We start from the raw sequence: 15,912 nt of genomic DNA, 5'->3' as shown, positions 1-15,912 counted from the left end.
AGGCCGGCGCCTTCTCGGTGAACCCCGGCACCAACGCGCTCTCGGGCTATGACTGGGGCTACGAGCGCCTCTCGGGCGCGCTCGTCATGACCGAGGTCGGCACCAAGACCGACTACACCATGACCGCCTATCCCGGCCGCGCCTCGCTGACCGGCTTCTTCAACACGGCCGATCACGACGACAACTTCAAGACGGTGTTCGGCACCTCCAAGGGCCTCAACCCCGGCGCTCCGGTGCTGCAGAAGTCGGGCACGTCGGGCATCGTGCTGACCGGCACCCAGACGGTCTGGCGCGCCGATGGCGGGCTGGTGGCCAACCCGCACCCGACCGCGGTCTCGCTCTACACCGGCACGGGCTATTCCTTCGACCCGACGGTGCCGATCCGCTTCAACTCGTTCGTGGGCGTGCGCCTCGACGCGCCCGACCAGAGCCGGCCCAACGACAGCTACGGCCTGAAGATGAACTGGCAGCGCCTGTCGGAGAACTACACGCAGTTCCTGTCGGACGCGAACTTCATCTCGGGCGGCTCGGGCGCGCCGTATTCGCGCGACAAGTTCGTGTTCGAGGCCAACGCGCATTTCGACGTCGGCGCGGGCGTGATCATCGAGCCGGTGGTGCAGTACGTGGTCAACCCGAACTCGTTCTGGAACCCCTTCACCGCGCGCCGCGCCAAGGACGGCTTCTACGCCGGCGCCACCCTCGTCGTCCCGCTCGGAACCCTGCTGGGCCTCGCGCCGGGCTAATCCCGCCTTTCGAGCAAAAGACGTCGAACCAAGACGATGGGCCGCGCGCACACCGGTGCGGCCTTTCCCCCAATCCAACCGGAGGAAAACGCCGCCATGATGCACGGCGATATCTCATCGAGCCAGGACAGCGTCGGCGTGGCCGTCGTGAACTACAAGATGCCCCGGCTGCACACCAAGGCCGAGGTCTTGGAGAACGCCAAGAAAATCGGCGACATGATCATCGGGATGAAGGCCGGCCTGCCGGGCCTCGATCTCGTGATCTTCCCCGAATACTCGACCCACGGGATCATGTACGACGCGGCGGAGATGTACGAGACCGCCTCCTCCATCCCCGGCGCGGAAACCGACATCTTTGCCGATGCCTGCCGCAAGGCGGGGGTCTGGGGCGTGTTCTCGCTCACCGGCGAGCGCCACGAGGAGCATCCGCGCAAAGCCCCCTACAACACGCTCATCCTGATGAACGACCAGGGCGAGATCGTGCAGAAGTACCGCAAGATCATGCCCTGGACCCCGATCGAGGGCTGGTATCCGGGCGACCGCACCTACGTCTCGGACGGTCCGAAGGGCCTCAAGATCAGCCTGATCATCTGCGATGACGGCAACTACCCTGAGATCTGGCGCGACTGCGCCATGCGCGGCGCCGAACTCATCATCCGCTGCCAGGGCTACATGTATCCGGCCAAGGAGCAGCAGGTTCTCATCTCGAAGGCGATGGCGTTTGCCAACAACACCTACGTCGCGGTCGCCAACGCCGCCGGATTCGACGGGGTCTATTCCTACTTCGGCCACTCGGCGATCATCGGCTTCGACGGCCGCACGCTCGGCGAGTGCGGCGAGGAGGAGATGGGCATCCAGTACGCGGCGCTGTCGAAGTTCCTGATCCGCGATTTCCGCGCTCACGGCCAGTCGGAGAACCACCTCTTCAAGCTGCTGCACCGCGGCTACACGGGCATGATCAACTCGAAGGAGAACCGGCACGGGATGTCGGAATGCCCCTACGACTTCTACCGCCGCTGGATCGAGGACCCCGACGGCACCCGCGACGCGGTGCGCGCCATCACCCGCTCCAGCGTCGGCACCGAGGAATGCCCGATCGAGGGCATCCCCTTCGTCGGAAAGGGCGAGGGTCCGCCGGACCCGCGCTGAGCCGATCTCCGAAGCCTCACATCCGGTCTTCGAGCGCCCTTCACCCGATCCGGGTGGAGGGCGTGCTCTTATTTTCAGGGCCCCGTCTCCCTTGAGATCTCCTGCAGGCTTTCGATGAAGATTTTCGGCGCGCCACGCATGAAGACGCCGACATCATCGGCCAAGGTCTGAGAAAGATCTTCCGGAATCGGCCAGCCATAGACGAATTTTCGAATCGCCAGATAGAACACCTTTCCGTGCAGGGCCCAGGCCGCCTCGGCTTCCCGCTCGGTCAGCGGCACCGCGGTACAATCCGGCAGGCCCAGCTCTGCCCGGATCTCCGCGCAGATCGGATGGATGACGCGGTCGCGCACGATCTCGAGATAGCGCGGAGCGATGTCGTAGCCCTTCAGTCCGGAGAAGACGAAGATCCGGACCCAGACATAGTCGAAGATCCGCTCGGCATACTCGCTGTAGAAGCGCAGGATCCGGGTCTCCAGCGGCTGCGAGCGGTCCTGTACCAGCCCGTCCCAGGCCGGATTCCAGCGCTGGACGTAGACGTGCTCGTAGACGCGATCGAGCAAAGCTTCCTTGGTGGGGAAGTAGCGGAAGATCGCCGAGTGCGTGATGCCGAGGTTCTTGGCCAGTTCCCGGGTCTGACCGCCGAGGCCGTGCTCGGCGAAGAACTGCGCCGCCGCTTCCACGATCTGCTGCTCGCGCTGGGCCGCGGGAAGGCGCCGCCGGCCCATGGTGTCGGGCGTCGGCGGCTTTCCGTCCGGGACATCCTCCAGGGTGGCGGGCGAATCCATGCTTCGTGACCGTTTGGTTATTTCGCTTGACGCGATCAGCTGCGCTTGGATAGCTTGTAACCAAGCGGTCAACAACGATCGGGCAAACGATCGACCGCGGCGACATGCGGCCTGTGGGAGGGACGCTCATGAAGGCTCGTGCCTTCGATTACCGCCGCGTGGCAAGCGTGGCGGAGGCGCTCGACGCCTATGCCGCCTGTGAGGGCGAGGCGCGCTTCCTCGCGGGCGGCCAGAGCCTGCTGCCGGCGCTGAACCTTCGCCTCGATGCGCCCGACCTCCTGATCGATATCGGCCGGATCGAGGCCCTGCGCGGAATCACGCTCGAGGGCGACCAGCTGCGCATCGGTGCCCTGACGCGCCACGCCGAGACCCTGGCCTCCGAGCTGATCGCCGCGCACGCGCCGCTCCTGACCCAGGCCGCGGCCTATATGGCGCATCCGGCGATCCGTAATCTCGGCACGATGGGCGGCAGCCTCGCCCTGTCCGATCCGGCCTCCGAATTGCCGGCCTGCATGCGGGCGCTCGGTGCCGAACTTGAAATCACCGGCCGCGACGGCACCCGTAGGGTCGCGGCGGACGACTTCTTCCTCGACCTGTTCGAGAACGTGATCGAGCCCGGCGCGATGCTGACCGCGGTGCGGGTTCCGCTGCCCGCGCCCGGCACGCGGATGCGGTTCGAGGAGATCGCCCGGCGGCGCGGCGACTATGCCCTGGTCGGCCTCGCGGCGCAGCTTGTCGTCACCGGCGCGACGGTGGAATCGGCCCGCCTCGCCTTCTGCTCGGTCGGCCCGACGCCGATGCGGGCGCCGAAGGCCGAGGCTGCCTTGGTCGGTCGGCCGCTCGATGCGGCGGCGATCGCTGACGCCACGGCGGCGCTCGCCGATGACCTCGCACCGGACGAGGACGAGGGCTTCTCGGCCGCGGCGCGGATGCAGCTCGCCCGCGTCCTGCTCGGCCGGGTGCTGTCCGCCCTGATGACCCGAGAGCACGGGGAGATGGCGGCATGATCGAGCCGCAGCCCATCGCCGTCACCGTCAACGGGGCCCGTGTCCGCCGCTTCGTCGAGCCGCGGGTCTCGCTCGCCGATTTCCTGCGGCGCGATCTCGGCCTCACCGGCACCCATCTCGGCTGCGAGGTCGGCGCCTGCGGTGCCTGCATCGTCAATCTCGACGGGCGCCCGGTCCATGCCTGCCTGATGCTCGCGGTCCAGGCGGACGGGATGCGGGTCGATACGGTCGAAGGCCTGTCGGATTCGGGCGAGCTCGCCGCGCTGCAGGCGGCCTTCCACGCCCGCAACGCCCTGCAATGCGGGTTCTGCACGCCGGGAATCCTCGTCGTCGCCCAGGACTTCTTGCGTGCGTGCCGCGCCGCCGGCCGCATGCCGTCGCGGGCGTCGATCCGCGACGCGCTGTCGGGCAATTACTGCCGCTGCACCGGCTACGAGGCGATCGTCGACGCGATCGAGAGCGTCGCCCGCTCCCAGGCCGAGGCGGCCCTCGGGGAGGACGCCGCATGAGCGCGACGACCGACAGCCCGAACGGCGGACGCTATATCGGCCGTGGCCTGCCGCGCCCGGGCGCCAAGCGCCTCCTGGCCGGGCGCGGGCGCTACACCGACGACGTGGTGCTGCCGCGCATGCTCCACGCCGCCTTCCTGCGCAGCCCCTATGCCCATGCCCGCCTCGGCGCCATCGACGTGTCGGAGGCCGCCGCCATGCCCGGCGTCCACCGGGTGCTGACGGGTACGGATTTCGCCGCGATCTGCACGCCCTGGATCGGGACGCTCAGCCACTTCAAGGGCATGCGCTCGGCGCCGCAGCTTCCGCTGCCGCTGGACAAGGTCGTCTGGGCCGGCCAGCCGGTGGTGATGGTCGTGGCCGAGAGCCGCGCCGAGGCCGAGGATGCCCTCGAAGCGATCCAGGTCGCGTTCGAGGAACTGGAGGCGGTGGTCGATCTCGACGCCGCCCGCGGCGCGCAAGCCCCCCGCATCGACGCGGACGCACCCGACAACGTCCTGTTCCGCACCCGCATCGAGTCGGGCTCGACCGAGACCGCCTTCGAGGGAGCGGAAAGCGTCGCGGTGGATCTGCGCTTCGGCCGGCACACGGCGGTGACGATGGAGCCGCGCGCGACGCTGGCCGATTTCGATCCGGGCGAAGAGCGGCTCACCGTCCACCAATCGACCCAGACGCCCTACCAGTTCCAGGATCTCTACGCCCGCCATTTCGGCCTGTCCGAGGCGCGGGTGCGGGTGATCGCACCCGATGTCGGCGGCTCCTTCGGGATGAAGCTGCATGTCTACCACGAGGACATGGCGGTGGTGGGCGCGAGCCTGCTGCTCAAGCGGCCGGTGAAGTTCACCGCCGACCGGATGGAGGCCTTCGCCAGCGACATCCATGCCCGCGACCACCGGGTGCGCGCCCGGCTCGCAGTCGGGCCGGATGGGGTGTTCCGGGCGATCGAAGTGGACGACGTGACCGGCGTCGGCCCGTTCTCGGCCTATCCGCGCACCAGCGCGGTCGAGGGCAATCAGGTCGTGCGCCTCATCGGCGCGCCCTACCGGCTGACCGATTACCGCGCCGACCTCACCGTGGTGGCGCAGAACAAGGTGCAGATGAGCCAGTACCGCGCGGTCGGGCATCCGATCGCCTGCGCGGTGACGGAGCGTCTCGTCGACCTCGCCGCCGACCGGCTCGGCCTCGACCCGTTCGAGATCCGGCGGCGCAACTACGTGACCGAGGAGATGTACCCGCACACAACGCCGAGCGGGTATCGGTTCGAGCGGCTTTCGCTCGCGTCCTGCCTGTCGAAGCTGCACGACCTGATGGATTATCCGGCGCTCCGCGCCGAGCAGGCGCGCCTGCGGGAGAGGGGCATCCATCGCGGCATCGGCATCGCCACCTATGTCGAGATCACGAACCCGACGCCCGCCTTCTACGGGGTCGGCGGCGCCCACATCTCGGCGCAGGACGGTTGCGTCCTCAAGCTCACGCCGGCCGGCGAGGTGCAATGCGCCATCAGCATCACCGAGCAGGGCCAGGGCAGCGAGGCGATCGTCGGCCAGATCGTCGCCGAGGGCCTCGGCGTCGACCGTGACGCCGTGCGCGTGCTCACCGGCGACACCGAGACGACGCCCTCGGGCGGAGCCACCTGGGCCTGCCGCGGTGCCGGCATCGGCGGCGAGACCGCGCTCCAGGCGAGCCGGAAGCTGAAGGCCCGCATCCTCGAGATCGCCGCCGCGATCCTCCAGGCGGAGGCCGGGAACCTCGACATCCGCGAGGGGGCGGTGACGGATGCGGACGGCCGCGCCCGCATGACGCTGAAGGAATTGGGAAACCTCGCCTATTACCGCTCCGACCTCCTGCCGCCGGGCGTCTCGCCCGCACTCACCGTGGCGCACCACTTCGCCCCGCGCGGCTACCCCTTCGCCTTCACCAACGGCATCCACGGCAGCCTCGTCGAGGTCGATGTCGAGACGGGCTTCGTCACCCTCCTCAAGCATTGGGTGGTCGAGGATTGCGGCCGGGTCATCAACCCGCTGCTCGTCGACGAGCAGATCCGCGGCGGCGTGGTGCAGGGGCTCGGCGCCGCCTTCTTCGAGGAGTGCCGCTACGGCGAGACCGGCCAGCTCCTGAACGGGTCGATGACCGACTACCTCGTGCCGATGGCCTGCGAGATGCCCGACATCGTCATCCGCCACGTCGAGACGCCGACGAAGGACACCGAACTCGGCGCCAAGGGAGTCGGCGAGGCCGGCACCGCCGCCTCCTCGGGCGCGGCACTCAACGCCGTCAACGACGCCCTGCGCCCTCTCGGCGCCAGCGTCTCGCAACTGCCGATGACGCCCGAACGCATCCTGAGGGCGCTCGCCGTGATCTGAGCGCGCTCATTCGATTTCGCGACGCGGACCGCACGCACGAGTCCGCGCGACGAGAGGGAGAGAACGATGAACCGACAGGGACCGGGATACGGCGCCGTCTCGCGCCGGACGCTCGTGCGGGGCATGGCCGCCGCCGGCACGCTCGCGGGCATCGGCATGCCCTTCGTCGCCCGCGCGGCGGAGCCGATCCGCATCGGCTTCCCGACGCCGGTCACCGGGCCGTTCGGCGCCGAGGCCAAGGACCAGATCCGCTCCGCCGAACTCGCGGTCAAGCAGTTCAACGAGGCCGGCGGCCTGAACGGCCGGATGGCCGAATTGCTGGTGCGCGACGACAAGCTCAATCCCGGCGAGGCCGCGACCCGGACGCTGGAGCTGATCGAGAAGGATCGGGCCCACTTCATCGTCGGTGCCCTGTCGAGCGCGGTGCAGCTCTCGGTCAACGAGATCACCCGCTCGCGAAAGGTCATCTACGTCTCGATCAGCCAGTCGGACACGATCAACGAGGCCAAGGATTTCAGCCGCCACACCTTCCACGAGGCTCTGAACCCGCACATGACCACCGCCGCGGTGGCCAAGCACGCCTTCAAGAAGGGCACACGGGTCGCCTACCTCGTCGCCGACTACGCCTACGGCCACGAGATGCTGCGCGGCTTCAAGCGCGCGGCGGCCGCCATCGGCACCGAGACCGCGGGCGAGATCCTGCACCCGTTCGGGGCGCCCGATTACTCGACCTTCATGCCCCGCCTGCGGGCGATGCGCCCCGACATCCTCTGCATCTGCAATTTCGGCCGCGACCAAGCCAACAGCATCAAGCAGGCCAACGATTTCGGGCTGAAGAAGGTGTCCCGGATCGTCGTGCCCGTGCTCCTGCACAACCAGCGCCTCGCGGGCGGGGCCGACGCCTTCGAGGGCGTGGTGGGCGCGAGCAACTACTACTGGCGCCTCGAAGAGACGGTGCCGACGGCCAAGGCCTTCAACGACGCGTTCCGCGCCGCTTATGCGGGGGCGGTGCCCACCGATTACGGCGCCTACGGCTACACCGCCGTGCGCTCCCTGCTGATGGCGGTGAAGGCGGCGGGCGATACCGACACCGACAAGGTCGTCACGGCCCTGGAGGGCCTGAAATACGACGTCGCCAAGGGCCCCGAGAGCTACCGCGCCTGCGATCACCAAGCGATCCAGTCGGTGCTTATCACCGAGTCCAAGAAGAAGTCCGAGATGCAGGGCGAGGCCGACCTGTTCAAGATCCTCGAGGTCGAGCCGGGTTCGGAGGCGATGCTGCGCTCCTGCGACGAACTCGGCCACCGCGCCTGACGGTCCGACGGCAACGGGAGGCGAGCATGGATCCGGGCTTCTTCGACCTCGAACTGATCGCGATGCAGCTCTTCTCGGGCGTGGCGCTCGGCGCCGTGTTCGTGATGCTGGCGCTCGGCCTGTCGATCATCTTCGGCATGCTCGGCATCGTGAACTTCGCCCACGGCAACGTCTTCATGGTCGGGGCCTATGCCGGCGTCTTCGTCATGGAGCGCACCGGCTCGTTCTGGGCTGCCCTCCTGTTCGGCCCGCTGATGGTCGGGGCGCTCGGCCTCCTGATCGAGCGCTTCCTGATCCGGCCGCTGGCCGGGCGCTCGCCCGACGATCCGCTGCTTCTCACCTTCGGCCTCGGCTACGTGCTGGTGGAGGGCGTGCGCATCCTGTTCGGCTCGGACGGCCTGCCCTTCGCCACGCCGGAGGAACTCTCGGGCGTCGCCGATCTCGGCATCGGCTTCTTCCCGATCTACCGGCTGTTCGTGGTCGGCGTGGTCGCCCTCGTCCTCGTCGCCCTCTGGTACGGGCTGGAGCGCACGCGGCTCGGCCTGATCGTGCGGGCCGGCGCCCGCGACCCCGAGATCCTGCGGGTCCTCGGCGTCGACATCCAGCGGCTCTGGCTCTGGGTGTTCGGGCTGGGCATCGCGCTCGCCGCGCTCGGCGGCGTCCTCGCCGCGCCGATGCGCTCGGTCAACCCGGAGATGGGCAATGTCGTGCTGGGCGAGGCCTTCGCCGTCACCGTGATCGGCGGAATGGGCTCGCTGATGGGCTCGGTCGTGGCCGGGCTGCTCGTCGGGGTCGTCGTCTCGATGACGGCGCTCTTCGCCCCCGAAATGGCGAGCATCGCGATGTTCGCCTTCATGGCCCTGGTGCTGCTCGTCCGGCCGCAGGGCCTGTTCGGCAAGCCCGGCCTCGGCGTCTGAGGAGCCGGATCGCGATGCAGACTCTCGACCAGACCGTCGTCGACGCGCCGACCGCGCGCCCGGCCCTCCCCCGCCGCTCGCCGATCGCCACCGACGCCCTGTCGCGCTGGCGGGCGCCGCTCTCGATCCTCGCGCTGCTGGCGCTGCCGTTCCTGCTTCCATCGCAGGCGCTCGCCGTCAACGTGCTGATCTACGGTCTCTACGCCGTCGGCTACAACCTGCTCTACGGCTATACCGGCCTGCTCTCGTTCGGCCATGCCGCCTTCTTCGGCACGGGGGCCTACGTCACCGGCATCGCGATCGGCACCTACGGCCTGCACCCGCTCGCCGCCATGGCGCTGGCGGTCGTCGTCGCGAGCGGGCTGGCCCTCGCCCTCGGCGCGCTGTCGATCCGTTCCCGCGGCATCTACTTCGCCATGGTAACGCTGGCGCTCGCCCAGCTCGTCTACTACGTCGCGCTCCAGGCCTCGACCTGGACCGGCGGCGAGAACGGCCTGCGCGGCTTCACCGTCACGACAATCGATCTCGGGATCGTCTCCCTCGACATCCTCAACCCGCTGACGAAATACCTCTTCGTGCTGGCCTTCGTCGGCGCCGCACTCGCGCTGATCTCGCGCATCCTCGCCTCGCCCTTCGGCGCTGTGATCGAGGCGATCCGCGAGAACGAGACGAGGGCGCGGGCCTGCGGCTTCGACGTGGAGCGCACCAAGCTCCTGGCCTTCGTGCTCTCCGGCCTGTTCTGCGGCCTCGCGGGCGCACTCTCGGCGATCCACCTCTCGATCGTGCCGCTGGACAGCCTCGCCTACCACACCTCCGGCACCGCGGTGGTGATGACCCTGGTCGGCGGCGCCGGCACCTTCTTCGGTCCCTTCGTCGGTGCCCTGACCGTGCTGGTTCTGGAGGACGTGCTCAGCCTCTGGACGCCGCACTGGCAACTCGCCCTCGGCTCCGTCTTCATCCTGTTCGTGCTGTTCATGCCCCGCGGCCTGTGGGGCACGGCGCTGGCGCGGCTCACCGCGTTCCGGGGGCGCGCATGAACCCGATCGCGAATCCCATCCTCGAGGTCGAGAATCTCGGCCGCCGCTTCGGCGCCTTCACCGCGCTCGAAGGCGTCAGCGCCGCCTTCGGCGAGGGGCGCATCACCGCGATCATCGGTCCGAACGGAGCGGGGAAGAGCACCTTCTTCAACCTGCTCTCCGGCGCTCTGAAGCCGACGAGCGGGCGCTTACGCTTCTCGGGCCGCGACATGACGCGGGTGCCCCAGGCGCGCTTTGCCCATCTCGGCATCGCCCGCTCCTACCAGATCACCAACGTCTTCCCGCGGCTGACTGCCCATGAGAACGTGCGCACCGCCCTCCAGGCGCGGGTCAGCCGCTACGATTTCTGGTCCCGACGCGACGCGCGCACCGATCTCGCCGTCCGCGCCGACGACATCCTCGAATCCGTCGGCCTCGCCGGGCGCCGCGACCGGCCCGCCGCCGCCCTCGCCCATGGCGAGCAGCGGGCGCTGGAGATCGGCATCGCGCTCGCCGCCGATCCGCGTCTGCTGCTCCTCGACGAGCCCACCGCCGGGATGGGGCCGGAGGAGACCAAGGAGATGGTGGCGCTGCTGCGCCGCCTGGGCGAGAGCCGCACCATCCTGCTCGTCGAGCACAAGATGAAGATGATCCTCGGCCTGTCGGAGCGGATCCTCGTGCTGCATCACGGCCGGCTCATCGCCGACGGGACGCCGGCCGAGATCCAGGCCGACCGGGAGGTGCGCCGGGTCTATCTCGGCCAGAGCGGCGGGTACGGCCATGCTTGAGATCGATCGCCTCGACGCGTGGTACGGCCCGAGCCACGTGCTGCACGGCCTCTCCCTCGACGTGCGCCAGGGCGAGATCCTGGCGCTGGTCGGCCGCAACGGCGCGGGCAAGACCACCACCATGAAGGCGGTGATGGGCCTGATCCCGAAGGTGGCCGGCTCCGTCCGCTTCCTCGGCCAGGATCTGCTCGGCCGCCCGGCCCATGCCCGCTTCCCGCTCGGGCTTGCCTACGTGCCCGAGGACCGGCGCATCGTTCCGGGCCTGAGCGTGCGCGAGAACCTGAAGCTCGGCCTGCTCCGGGCCTCCGCCGCGATCAAGGAGGGGCCGGCCATCGCCGAGATCGCCGAGACCTTCCCGCGCCTCGCCGAGCGGCTCGACCAGACGGCGGTGACGATGTCCGGCGGCGAGCAGCAGATGCTGGCCATCGCCCGCGCCATGATCGCGCGCCCCAAGCTTATCCTGCTCGACGAGCCCTCGGAGGGCATCATGCCGGTGCTGGTCGAGGAGATGGGCCGGCTGTTCCTCGCCCTGCGCGAGCGCGGCGTCACGCTGCTCCTCGTCGAGCAGAATGTCGAGTGGGCGCTCAACCTCGCAGACCGCGCCGTCATCATCGATCAGGGCGCCGTGGTGCACGAAAGCTCGGCCGCGGCTCTGCGCGCCGATACCGAAATTCAGGACCGCTACTGCGCGGTCTGAGCGGCTGATTCCGATCGGGAGGAAGTGATGGACATCACCGGCGAGTATCGCATCGCGGCGCCGCGCGCGTCGGTCTGGGCCGCCTTGAACGATCCGGAGGTGCTGGCTCGCTGCATCCCCGGCTGCAAGGAGCTGACGCAGGTCTCCCCGGAGGAGATGGCTGCCAAGGTCGCCCTCAAGGTCGGGCCGGTCTCGGCGACCTTCGCCGGCACGGTGCGCTTTGAGGAGATCCGCGCGCCGGAGGGTTATACCCTCGTCGGCCAGGGCAACGGCGGCATGGCGGGCTTCGCCAAGGGCCGCGCCACCGTCACGCTGCGCGAGGATGGGGCGGAGACCGTGCTGACCTACGAGGCCAAGGCCGAGACGGGCGGCAAGATCGCCTCCCTCGGCGGGCGCCTGATCCAGGCGACGTCCCGCAAGCTCGCCGACCAGTTCTTCGGCAGCTTCGCCGCCGAACTCGGCGCCCCCGCACCCGAGGCGGCCGTCGCCGCCGCCTCCTGACCCCGTCCCGTCAGGTTCCTGCGCCGGATGAAAGGGTCTGGTTGTAGGCGCCGACGTCCGGATGCTCGCGCAGCACCGCGTCGACGGCGGCAAACATCTCCCGCAGCCGCGCCTCCGAGACCGGGCTCTCCACCACCACCACCAGTTCCGGCTTGTTCGAGGAGGCCCGCACCAGACCCCAGGTGCCGTCGTCCGTCGTCACCCGCACGCCGTTGACCGTCACCAGATCGGTGATCGCATGGCCCCCCACCGGCTCGCTCGCCGCGTGCAGCGCCCGGAACCGCTCGGTCACCGCCGCCACCACGCCGTACTTCACCTCGTCGGCGCAGTGCGGCGACATCGTCGGCGAGCCCCAGGTCTTCGGCAGCGCCCGGTAGAGATCGGCCATCGAGCGATCCGGGTTGCGGTCGAGCATCTCGATCACCGCAATCGCGGTCAGCAGGCCATCGTCGTAGCCCCGCCCCACCGGCGCGTTGAAGAAGAAGTGCCCCGACTTCTCGAAGCCGGCCAGCGCCGAGAGTTCGTTGACCCGGCGCTTGATGTAGGAGTGCCCCGTCTTCCAGTAGTCGGTGCGCACGCCGCGGGCCTGAAGCTCGGGATCGGCGGCGTAGAGGCCGGTCGACTTCACATCGACCACGAAGGTCGCGTTCGGATGAAGCTTGGACAGGTCGCGCGCCAGCATCACCCCGATCTTGTCGGCGAAGATCTCCTCGCCCTCGTCGTCGACCACGCCGCAGCGGTCGCCGTCGCCGTCGAAGCCGAGCCCGACATCGGCGCCGGTCTCGCGCACCTTGTCGGCGATGGCGTGCAGCATCGCCATGTCCTCGGGGTTGGGGTTGTAGCGCGGGAAGCTGTGATCGGGCTCGACGTCGAGCGGGATCACCTCGACCCCGAGCCGCTCCAGCAAGGCGGGGGCGAAGGCGCCGGCGGTGCCGTTGCCGCAGGCGGCCACGACCTTGAGTTTGCGCGAGACGGGCTTGGTGCGGGCCACGAGGTCGTCGAGATAGACGTTCGCGAAGTCGGGCACGAATTCGTAGGCACCGCCGTCGCGGTACTGGAACGCGCCCGTGGTGACGATCTCCTTGAGGCGGCCCATCTCGTCGGGGCCGAAGGTCATCGGCCGCTCGGCGCCCATCTTCACGCCGGTCCAGCCGTTGTCGTTGTGCGAGGCGGTGACCATGGCCACGCACGGGCAGTCGAGGGCGAACTGGCCGAAATAGGCCATGGGCGAGAGGGCCAGCCCGATATCCTTCACCCGCAGGCCGGCCGCCTGCATGCCGGCGATGAGCGCGAGCTTGATCGCGGCGGAGTAGCTGCGGAAGTCGTGTCCGGTGACGATGTCGGGGCGCACGCCGCGCTCATGGATCAGGGTGCCGAGGCCTAAGCCCAGCGCCTGGACGCCCATGAGGTTGATCTCCTGCGGGAACAGCCAGCGGGCATCGTACTCGCGAAAGCCGGTGGGCTTGACCATCGGCAACTGCTCGAAGGCGAAGGTGTTGGGCTCGAGCTTCGGCCGGGGCGTGGGGAAGGTCATGGGGGAGGCCTTGGGAAACCGGTCGGAGGACATGGCAGACCTTTCGCGCGGGCGGCGGCGAACGAGACCCCGTGCACCGCCGCAGGAGACGCCGAAACGAGATCAAATTCCAGGCCAGCAGACCGTCTAGGGTGAGCCCGGAGCGAAATTCCACACCTCGATCGCCGCCACCGTCGGGTTCTTCGTCGCTTCCAGCCAGAAAGCGAGATCGCATGTTCGTCAGCGTTTGAACTCCAAGGCAGTCCAGCGATCCGCTCGTGCCTCGATGGCACGACGAATGCTTGTGTTCCGGCAACTGAAACCAAGGCATGCCATCCGATTTCCCTGGGGCCACTGGCATCGCTGTCGGACCGGTCCTCCATGGCTCGCCTCTGATCAATCGGTGACGTTCGAGCGTGCCTCACACCTCTTTGCCTGTTCGGTCCCTCTCGCGAGACGGACCGGGCACGACAGAACGTCCTCTTGTCATTGTCGCGGAGGACGAGATCGCCGTCCGGACGACGACCTGTGAAGCACTGTCTCGCGAGGGCTTTCGTGTGATCGCCGCCCCGACCTGCGACGATGCTCTCACCTGTCTTCGCACGACGCCCGATGTGCAGGCGCTGATCACGGACGTGATCACGCCGGGACGCGTCGATGGATACGAGCTGGCGCGGATCGCCCGCGCCGACTTCCCGCATATCGCCATTCTCATCACCTCCGCCCAGAGCCTGCCTCGGCTTGGGGACATCGCTCTGGGAGCTTGGTTTCTCGCAAAACCGGTCGATCTGAACGTGCTCGGACTCGTCCTGCGTGAATGCTTGGAGGCGACCGGTCGGGATCTGTAACGAATTCGTGTCGAAAGGGTTTGATGTCGCACGGCTGCAGCAAAATTCATTCACGACAGGATTTTGCGATATCGTTCCATGCCGCGAAATAAGTCTGTTGCTTTCGTATTTGCCTCAAAGTTGGACATCCGATCGATGCGCCGGCTATCGACATTGAAGATGTCTCCCGCCCAGCGATAGGCTGCAAGCCAAAAGCCTTAAGCGACTCCGGCCCACGAAGTGAGCCAAACCGAAGGAAAGCTGATCACGTGCGCGAGTCCTCTTCTCTCATCCGCCCTGTGATCCTGTGTGGCGGATCGGGCACGCGGCTGTGGCCGGCCTCACGCGAGAGCATGCCCAAGCAATTCGCCCGCCTTGTCGATGCGGAGCAATCCACCTTTCAGGCCACCGCGCGCCGCGTCGCCGAGCCGGGCCTGTTCGCCCGGCCCACCGTGATCGCGGCGGCCGAGTCCCGCTTCATCGTGGCCGAACAGCTCGTGCAGGCAGGGCTCTCCGCCGATATCATCCTCGAACCGCAAGGGCGCGACTCGGCCGCCGCCGTCGCGGTTGCTGCCCTCCACAGCGCCCGGACCGATCCGAGGGCAATCGTCCTGATCATGGCTGCCGATCACGTCATCGGCGATGCCGACGCCTTCCGCCGGGCGGTCGCCGCGGCCGCCGAGGGGGCACGCGCTGGCTACACCATGACGCTGGGCATCGAGCCGACCCGCCCCGCCACCGATTACGGCTATATCCGCCGCGGCAGCGCTCTTTCCGAGGCCGAGGGGGGAGCCGGAGGGGCCTGCACGGTCGAGCGCTTCGTCGAGAAACCGGACGCGGCCGGTGCCGAGCGGCTCATCGCCGAAGGGGCGCTGTGGAACTCCGGCTACTTCCTGTTCCGCGCCGATGTGATGATCGCCGAACTCGAAGCCTTCGTCCCGGATGTGCTCGCGGGTGCCCGCGCGGCGCTCCAGGCGGCGACGACCGATCTCGACTTCGTGCGCCTCGACGCCGACGCCTTCGGACAGGTCCCGAAGATCTCGATCGACTACGCGGTGATGGAGCGGACGGCCCGGGCCGGTGTGCTGCCGGTCTCCTTCGCGTGGTCGGATGTCGGCACCTGGGACGCGGTCTGGGGCGTTCTGGAGCGCGATGCCCAGGGCAACGCGTTGCGGGGCCGCGTCGAGCTGATCGGCACGCGTAACAGCCTCGTGCATAGCGAGGGCGAAGGCCTGACCACGGTGGTCGGCCTGGAAGACGTGGTGGTGGTGACGACCCCCGACGCGGTGCTGGTCGCCTCCAAGGCGCAGTCGGGCCGGGTGAAGGATCTCGTCAGCGTCCTGCGCGAGAAGGCGCATCCGGAGGCGGACGCTCACCGCCGGATGTACCGCCCCTGGGGCTGGTATCAGCGCATCGACATCGGCGAGCGCTTCCAGGTGAAGCGGATCATGGTGACGCCGGGTGGCCGTCTCTCGCTGCAGAAGCACTTCCACCGGGCCGAGCACTGGGTGGTGGTGAAGGGCACTGCCGAGGTGACGGTCGACGAGCGGGTGGTGCTGGTCCACGAGAACGAGGCGGTCTACCTGCCGATCGGCTCGATGCACCGGCTCACCAATCCGGGGAAGATCCCGCTGGAGCTGATCGAGGTGCAGGTCGGCTCCTATACCGGCGAGGACGACATCATCCGCGTCGAGGACATCTACGGCCGCTGAGACCGGCGCGTGTGGTCCGACGGATGGCCTCGCCATGTCCGTCGGATCGGCCGGCCCTGTCGCGACCG

15 protein-coding genes are annotated in these 15,912 nt (G+C 68.6%); 13 read left to right on the top strand and 2 right to left on the bottom strand.

The window, feature by feature from the left end:
* Together HNR51_RS11225 and HNR51_RS11220 are read left to right on the top strand one after the other, a co-directional pair.
* A partial coding sequence (locus HNR51_RS11225; protein WP_182554979.1) for a carbohydrate porin occupies positions 1 to 743 on the top strand: 743 nt, incomplete at its 5' end.
* A 96-nt stretch (positions 744 to 839) separates the two neighbouring features.
* Positions 840 to 1,892, top strand: coding sequence for an aliphatic amidase (locus tag HNR51_RS11220; protein WP_141952399.1), 1,053 nt, complete (start codon positions 840 to 842; stop codon positions 1,890 to 1,892).
* 74 nt (positions 1,893 to 1,966) lie between these two features.
* Here the strand turns inward: HNR51_RS11220 and HNR51_RS11215 are convergent, their stop codons facing one another.
* A complete protein-coding gene (locus HNR51_RS11215) occupies positions 1,967 to 2,680 on the bottom strand; it encodes a TetR/AcrR family transcriptional regulator (protein ID WP_182554978.1) in 714 nt (237 codons plus the stop codon).
* 128 nt (positions 2,681 to 2,808) lie between these two features.
* Between HNR51_RS11215 and HNR51_RS11210 the strand changes: the two genes are divergently transcribed.
* From HNR51_RS11210 to HNR51_RS11170, 9 genes are all read left to right on the top strand, one after another.
* The gene (locus HNR51_RS11210; protein ID WP_182554977.1) at positions 2,809 to 3,687 is read left to right on the top strand and encodes an FAD binding domain-containing protein; all 879 of its coding nucleotides are present in this window, start codon (positions 2,809 to 2,811) and stop codon (positions 3,685 to 3,687) included.
* Positions 3,684 to 4,196: a (2Fe-2S)-binding protein gene (locus tag HNR51_RS11205; RefSeq protein ID WP_182554976.1), complete on the top strand. Its 513-nt coding sequence runs from the start codon at positions 3,684 to 3,686 to the stop codon at positions 4,194 to 4,196. Before HNR51_RS11210 ends, HNR51_RS11205 begins: the two co-directional genes overlap by 4 nt.
* The gene (locus tag HNR51_RS11200) at positions 4,193 to 6,559 is read left to right on the top strand and encodes a xanthine dehydrogenase family protein molybdopterin-binding subunit (RefSeq protein WP_182554975.1); all 2,367 of its coding nucleotides are present in this window, start codon (positions 4,193 to 4,195) and stop codon (positions 6,557 to 6,559) included. The genes HNR51_RS11205 and HNR51_RS11200 overlap by 4 nt, the downstream gene beginning before the upstream one ends.
* 66 nt (positions 6,560 to 6,625) lie before the next feature.
* Positions 6,626 to 7,873, top strand: coding sequence for an ABC transporter substrate-binding protein (locus HNR51_RS11195; protein ID WP_182554974.1), 1,248 nt, complete (start codon positions 6,626 to 6,628; stop codon positions 7,871 to 7,873).
* 26 nt (positions 7,874 to 7,899) lie between these two features.
* Entirely contained in the window at positions 7,900 to 8,790 is an 891-nt protein-coding gene (locus HNR51_RS11190; protein ID WP_012455422.1) for a branched-chain amino acid ABC transporter permease, read from the top strand.
* A 14-nt stretch (positions 8,791 to 8,804) separates the two neighbouring features.
* Positions 8,805 to 9,827, top strand: coding sequence for a branched-chain amino acid ABC transporter permease (locus HNR51_RS11185; RefSeq protein ID WP_182554973.1), 1,023 nt, complete (start codon positions 8,805 to 8,807; stop codon positions 9,825 to 9,827).
* On the top strand, positions 9,824 to 10,594 hold the full coding sequence (locus HNR51_RS11180; protein WP_182554972.1) for an ABC transporter ATP-binding protein: 771 nt from the start codon (positions 9,824 to 9,826) through the stop codon (positions 10,592 to 10,594). Before HNR51_RS11185 ends, HNR51_RS11180 begins: the two co-directional genes overlap by 4 nt.
* Positions 10,587 to 11,291 (top strand): ABC transporter ATP-binding protein, encoded by a 705-nt coding sequence (locus tag HNR51_RS11175; RefSeq protein ID WP_012455419.1) that lies wholly within the window; start codon positions 10,587 to 10,589, stop codon positions 11,289 to 11,291. Before HNR51_RS11180 ends, HNR51_RS11175 begins: the two co-directional genes overlap by 8 nt.
* A gap of 27 nt (positions 11,292 to 11,318) precedes the next feature.
* Entirely contained in the window at positions 11,319 to 11,792 is a 474-nt protein-coding gene (locus tag HNR51_RS11170; RefSeq protein ID WP_012455418.1) for an SRPBCC family protein, read from the top strand.
* 10 nt (positions 11,793 to 11,802) lie between these two features.
* Here HNR51_RS11170 and HNR51_RS11165 read toward each other — a convergent pair whose 3' ends face one another.
* Positions 11,803 to 13,326, bottom strand: coding sequence for a phosphomannomutase/phosphoglucomutase (locus HNR51_RS11165; RefSeq protein WP_182554971.1), 1,524 nt, complete (start codon positions 13,324 to 13,326; stop codon positions 11,803 to 11,805).
* A gap of 395 nt (positions 13,327 to 13,721) precedes the next feature.
* Between HNR51_RS11165 and HNR51_RS11160 the strand changes: the two genes are divergently transcribed.
* Together HNR51_RS11160 and HNR51_RS11155 are read left to right on the top strand one after the other, a co-directional pair.
* Complete coding sequence (locus HNR51_RS11160; protein WP_182554970.1) at positions 13,722 to 14,153, top strand: response regulator; 432 nt, start codon at positions 13,722 to 13,724, stop codon at positions 14,151 to 14,153.
* 278 nt (positions 14,154 to 14,431) lie between these two features.
* Complete coding sequence (locus HNR51_RS11155; RefSeq protein WP_373325226.1) at positions 14,432 to 15,844, top strand: mannose-1-phosphate guanylyltransferase/mannose-6-phosphate isomerase; 1,413 nt, start codon at positions 14,432 to 14,434, stop codon at positions 15,842 to 15,844.
* Positions 15,845 to 15,912: the final 68 nt, after the last annotated feature.

Origin of the sequence: Methylorubrum thiocyanatum (assembly GCA_014138645.1) — a bacterium.
Lineage (GTDB): Bacteria > Pseudomonadota > Alphaproteobacteria > Rhizobiales > Beijerinckiaceae > Methylobacterium > Methylobacterium thiocyanatum.
The sequence above is the reverse complement of the archived record's forward strand: the minus strand, read 5'-3'. Positions and strand labels throughout refer to the sequence as shown.

Bases quoted from the DNA above. Each gene is read 5' to 3' on its own strand.
- HNR51_RS11220 (WP_141952399.1), top strand. From the start codon at position 840: ATGATGCACGGCGATATCTCATCGAGCCAGGACAGCGTCGGCGTGGCC.
- HNR51_RS11215 (WP_182554978.1), bottom strand. From the start codon at position 2,680: ATGGATTCGCCCGCCACCCTGGAGGATGTCCCGGACGGAAAGCCGCCG.
- HNR51_RS11210 (WP_182554977.1), top strand. From the start codon at position 2,809: ATGAAGGCTCGTGCCTTCGATTACCGCCGCGTGGCAAGCGTGGCGGAG.
- HNR51_RS11205 (WP_182554976.1), top strand. From the start codon at position 3,684: ATGATCGAGCCGCAGCCCATCGCCGTCACCGTCAACGGGGCCCGTGTC.
- HNR51_RS11200 (WP_182554975.1), top strand. From the start codon at position 4,193: ATGAGCGCGACGACCGACAGCCCGAACGGCGGACGCTATATCGGCCGT.
- HNR51_RS11195 (WP_182554974.1), top strand. From the start codon at position 6,626: ATGAACCGACAGGGACCGGGATACGGCGCCGTCTCGCGCCGGACGCTC.
- HNR51_RS11190 (WP_012455422.1), top strand. From the start codon at position 7,900: ATGGATCCGGGCTTCTTCGACCTCGAACTGATCGCGATGCAGCTCTTC.
- HNR51_RS11185 (WP_182554973.1), top strand. From the start codon at position 8,805: ATGCAGACTCTCGACCAGACCGTCGTCGACGCGCCGACCGCGCGCCCG.
- HNR51_RS11180 (WP_182554972.1), top strand. From the start codon at position 9,824: ATGAACCCGATCGCGAATCCCATCCTCGAGGTCGAGAATCTCGGCCGC.
- HNR51_RS11175 (WP_012455419.1), top strand. From the start codon at position 10,587: ATGCTTGAGATCGATCGCCTCGACGCGTGGTACGGCCCGAGCCACGTG.
- HNR51_RS11170 (WP_012455418.1), top strand. From the start codon at position 11,319: ATGGACATCACCGGCGAGTATCGCATCGCGGCGCCGCGCGCGTCGGTC.
- HNR51_RS11165 (WP_182554971.1), bottom strand. From the start codon at position 13,326: ATGACCTTCCCCACGCCCCGGCCGAAGCTCGAGCCCAACACCTTCGCC.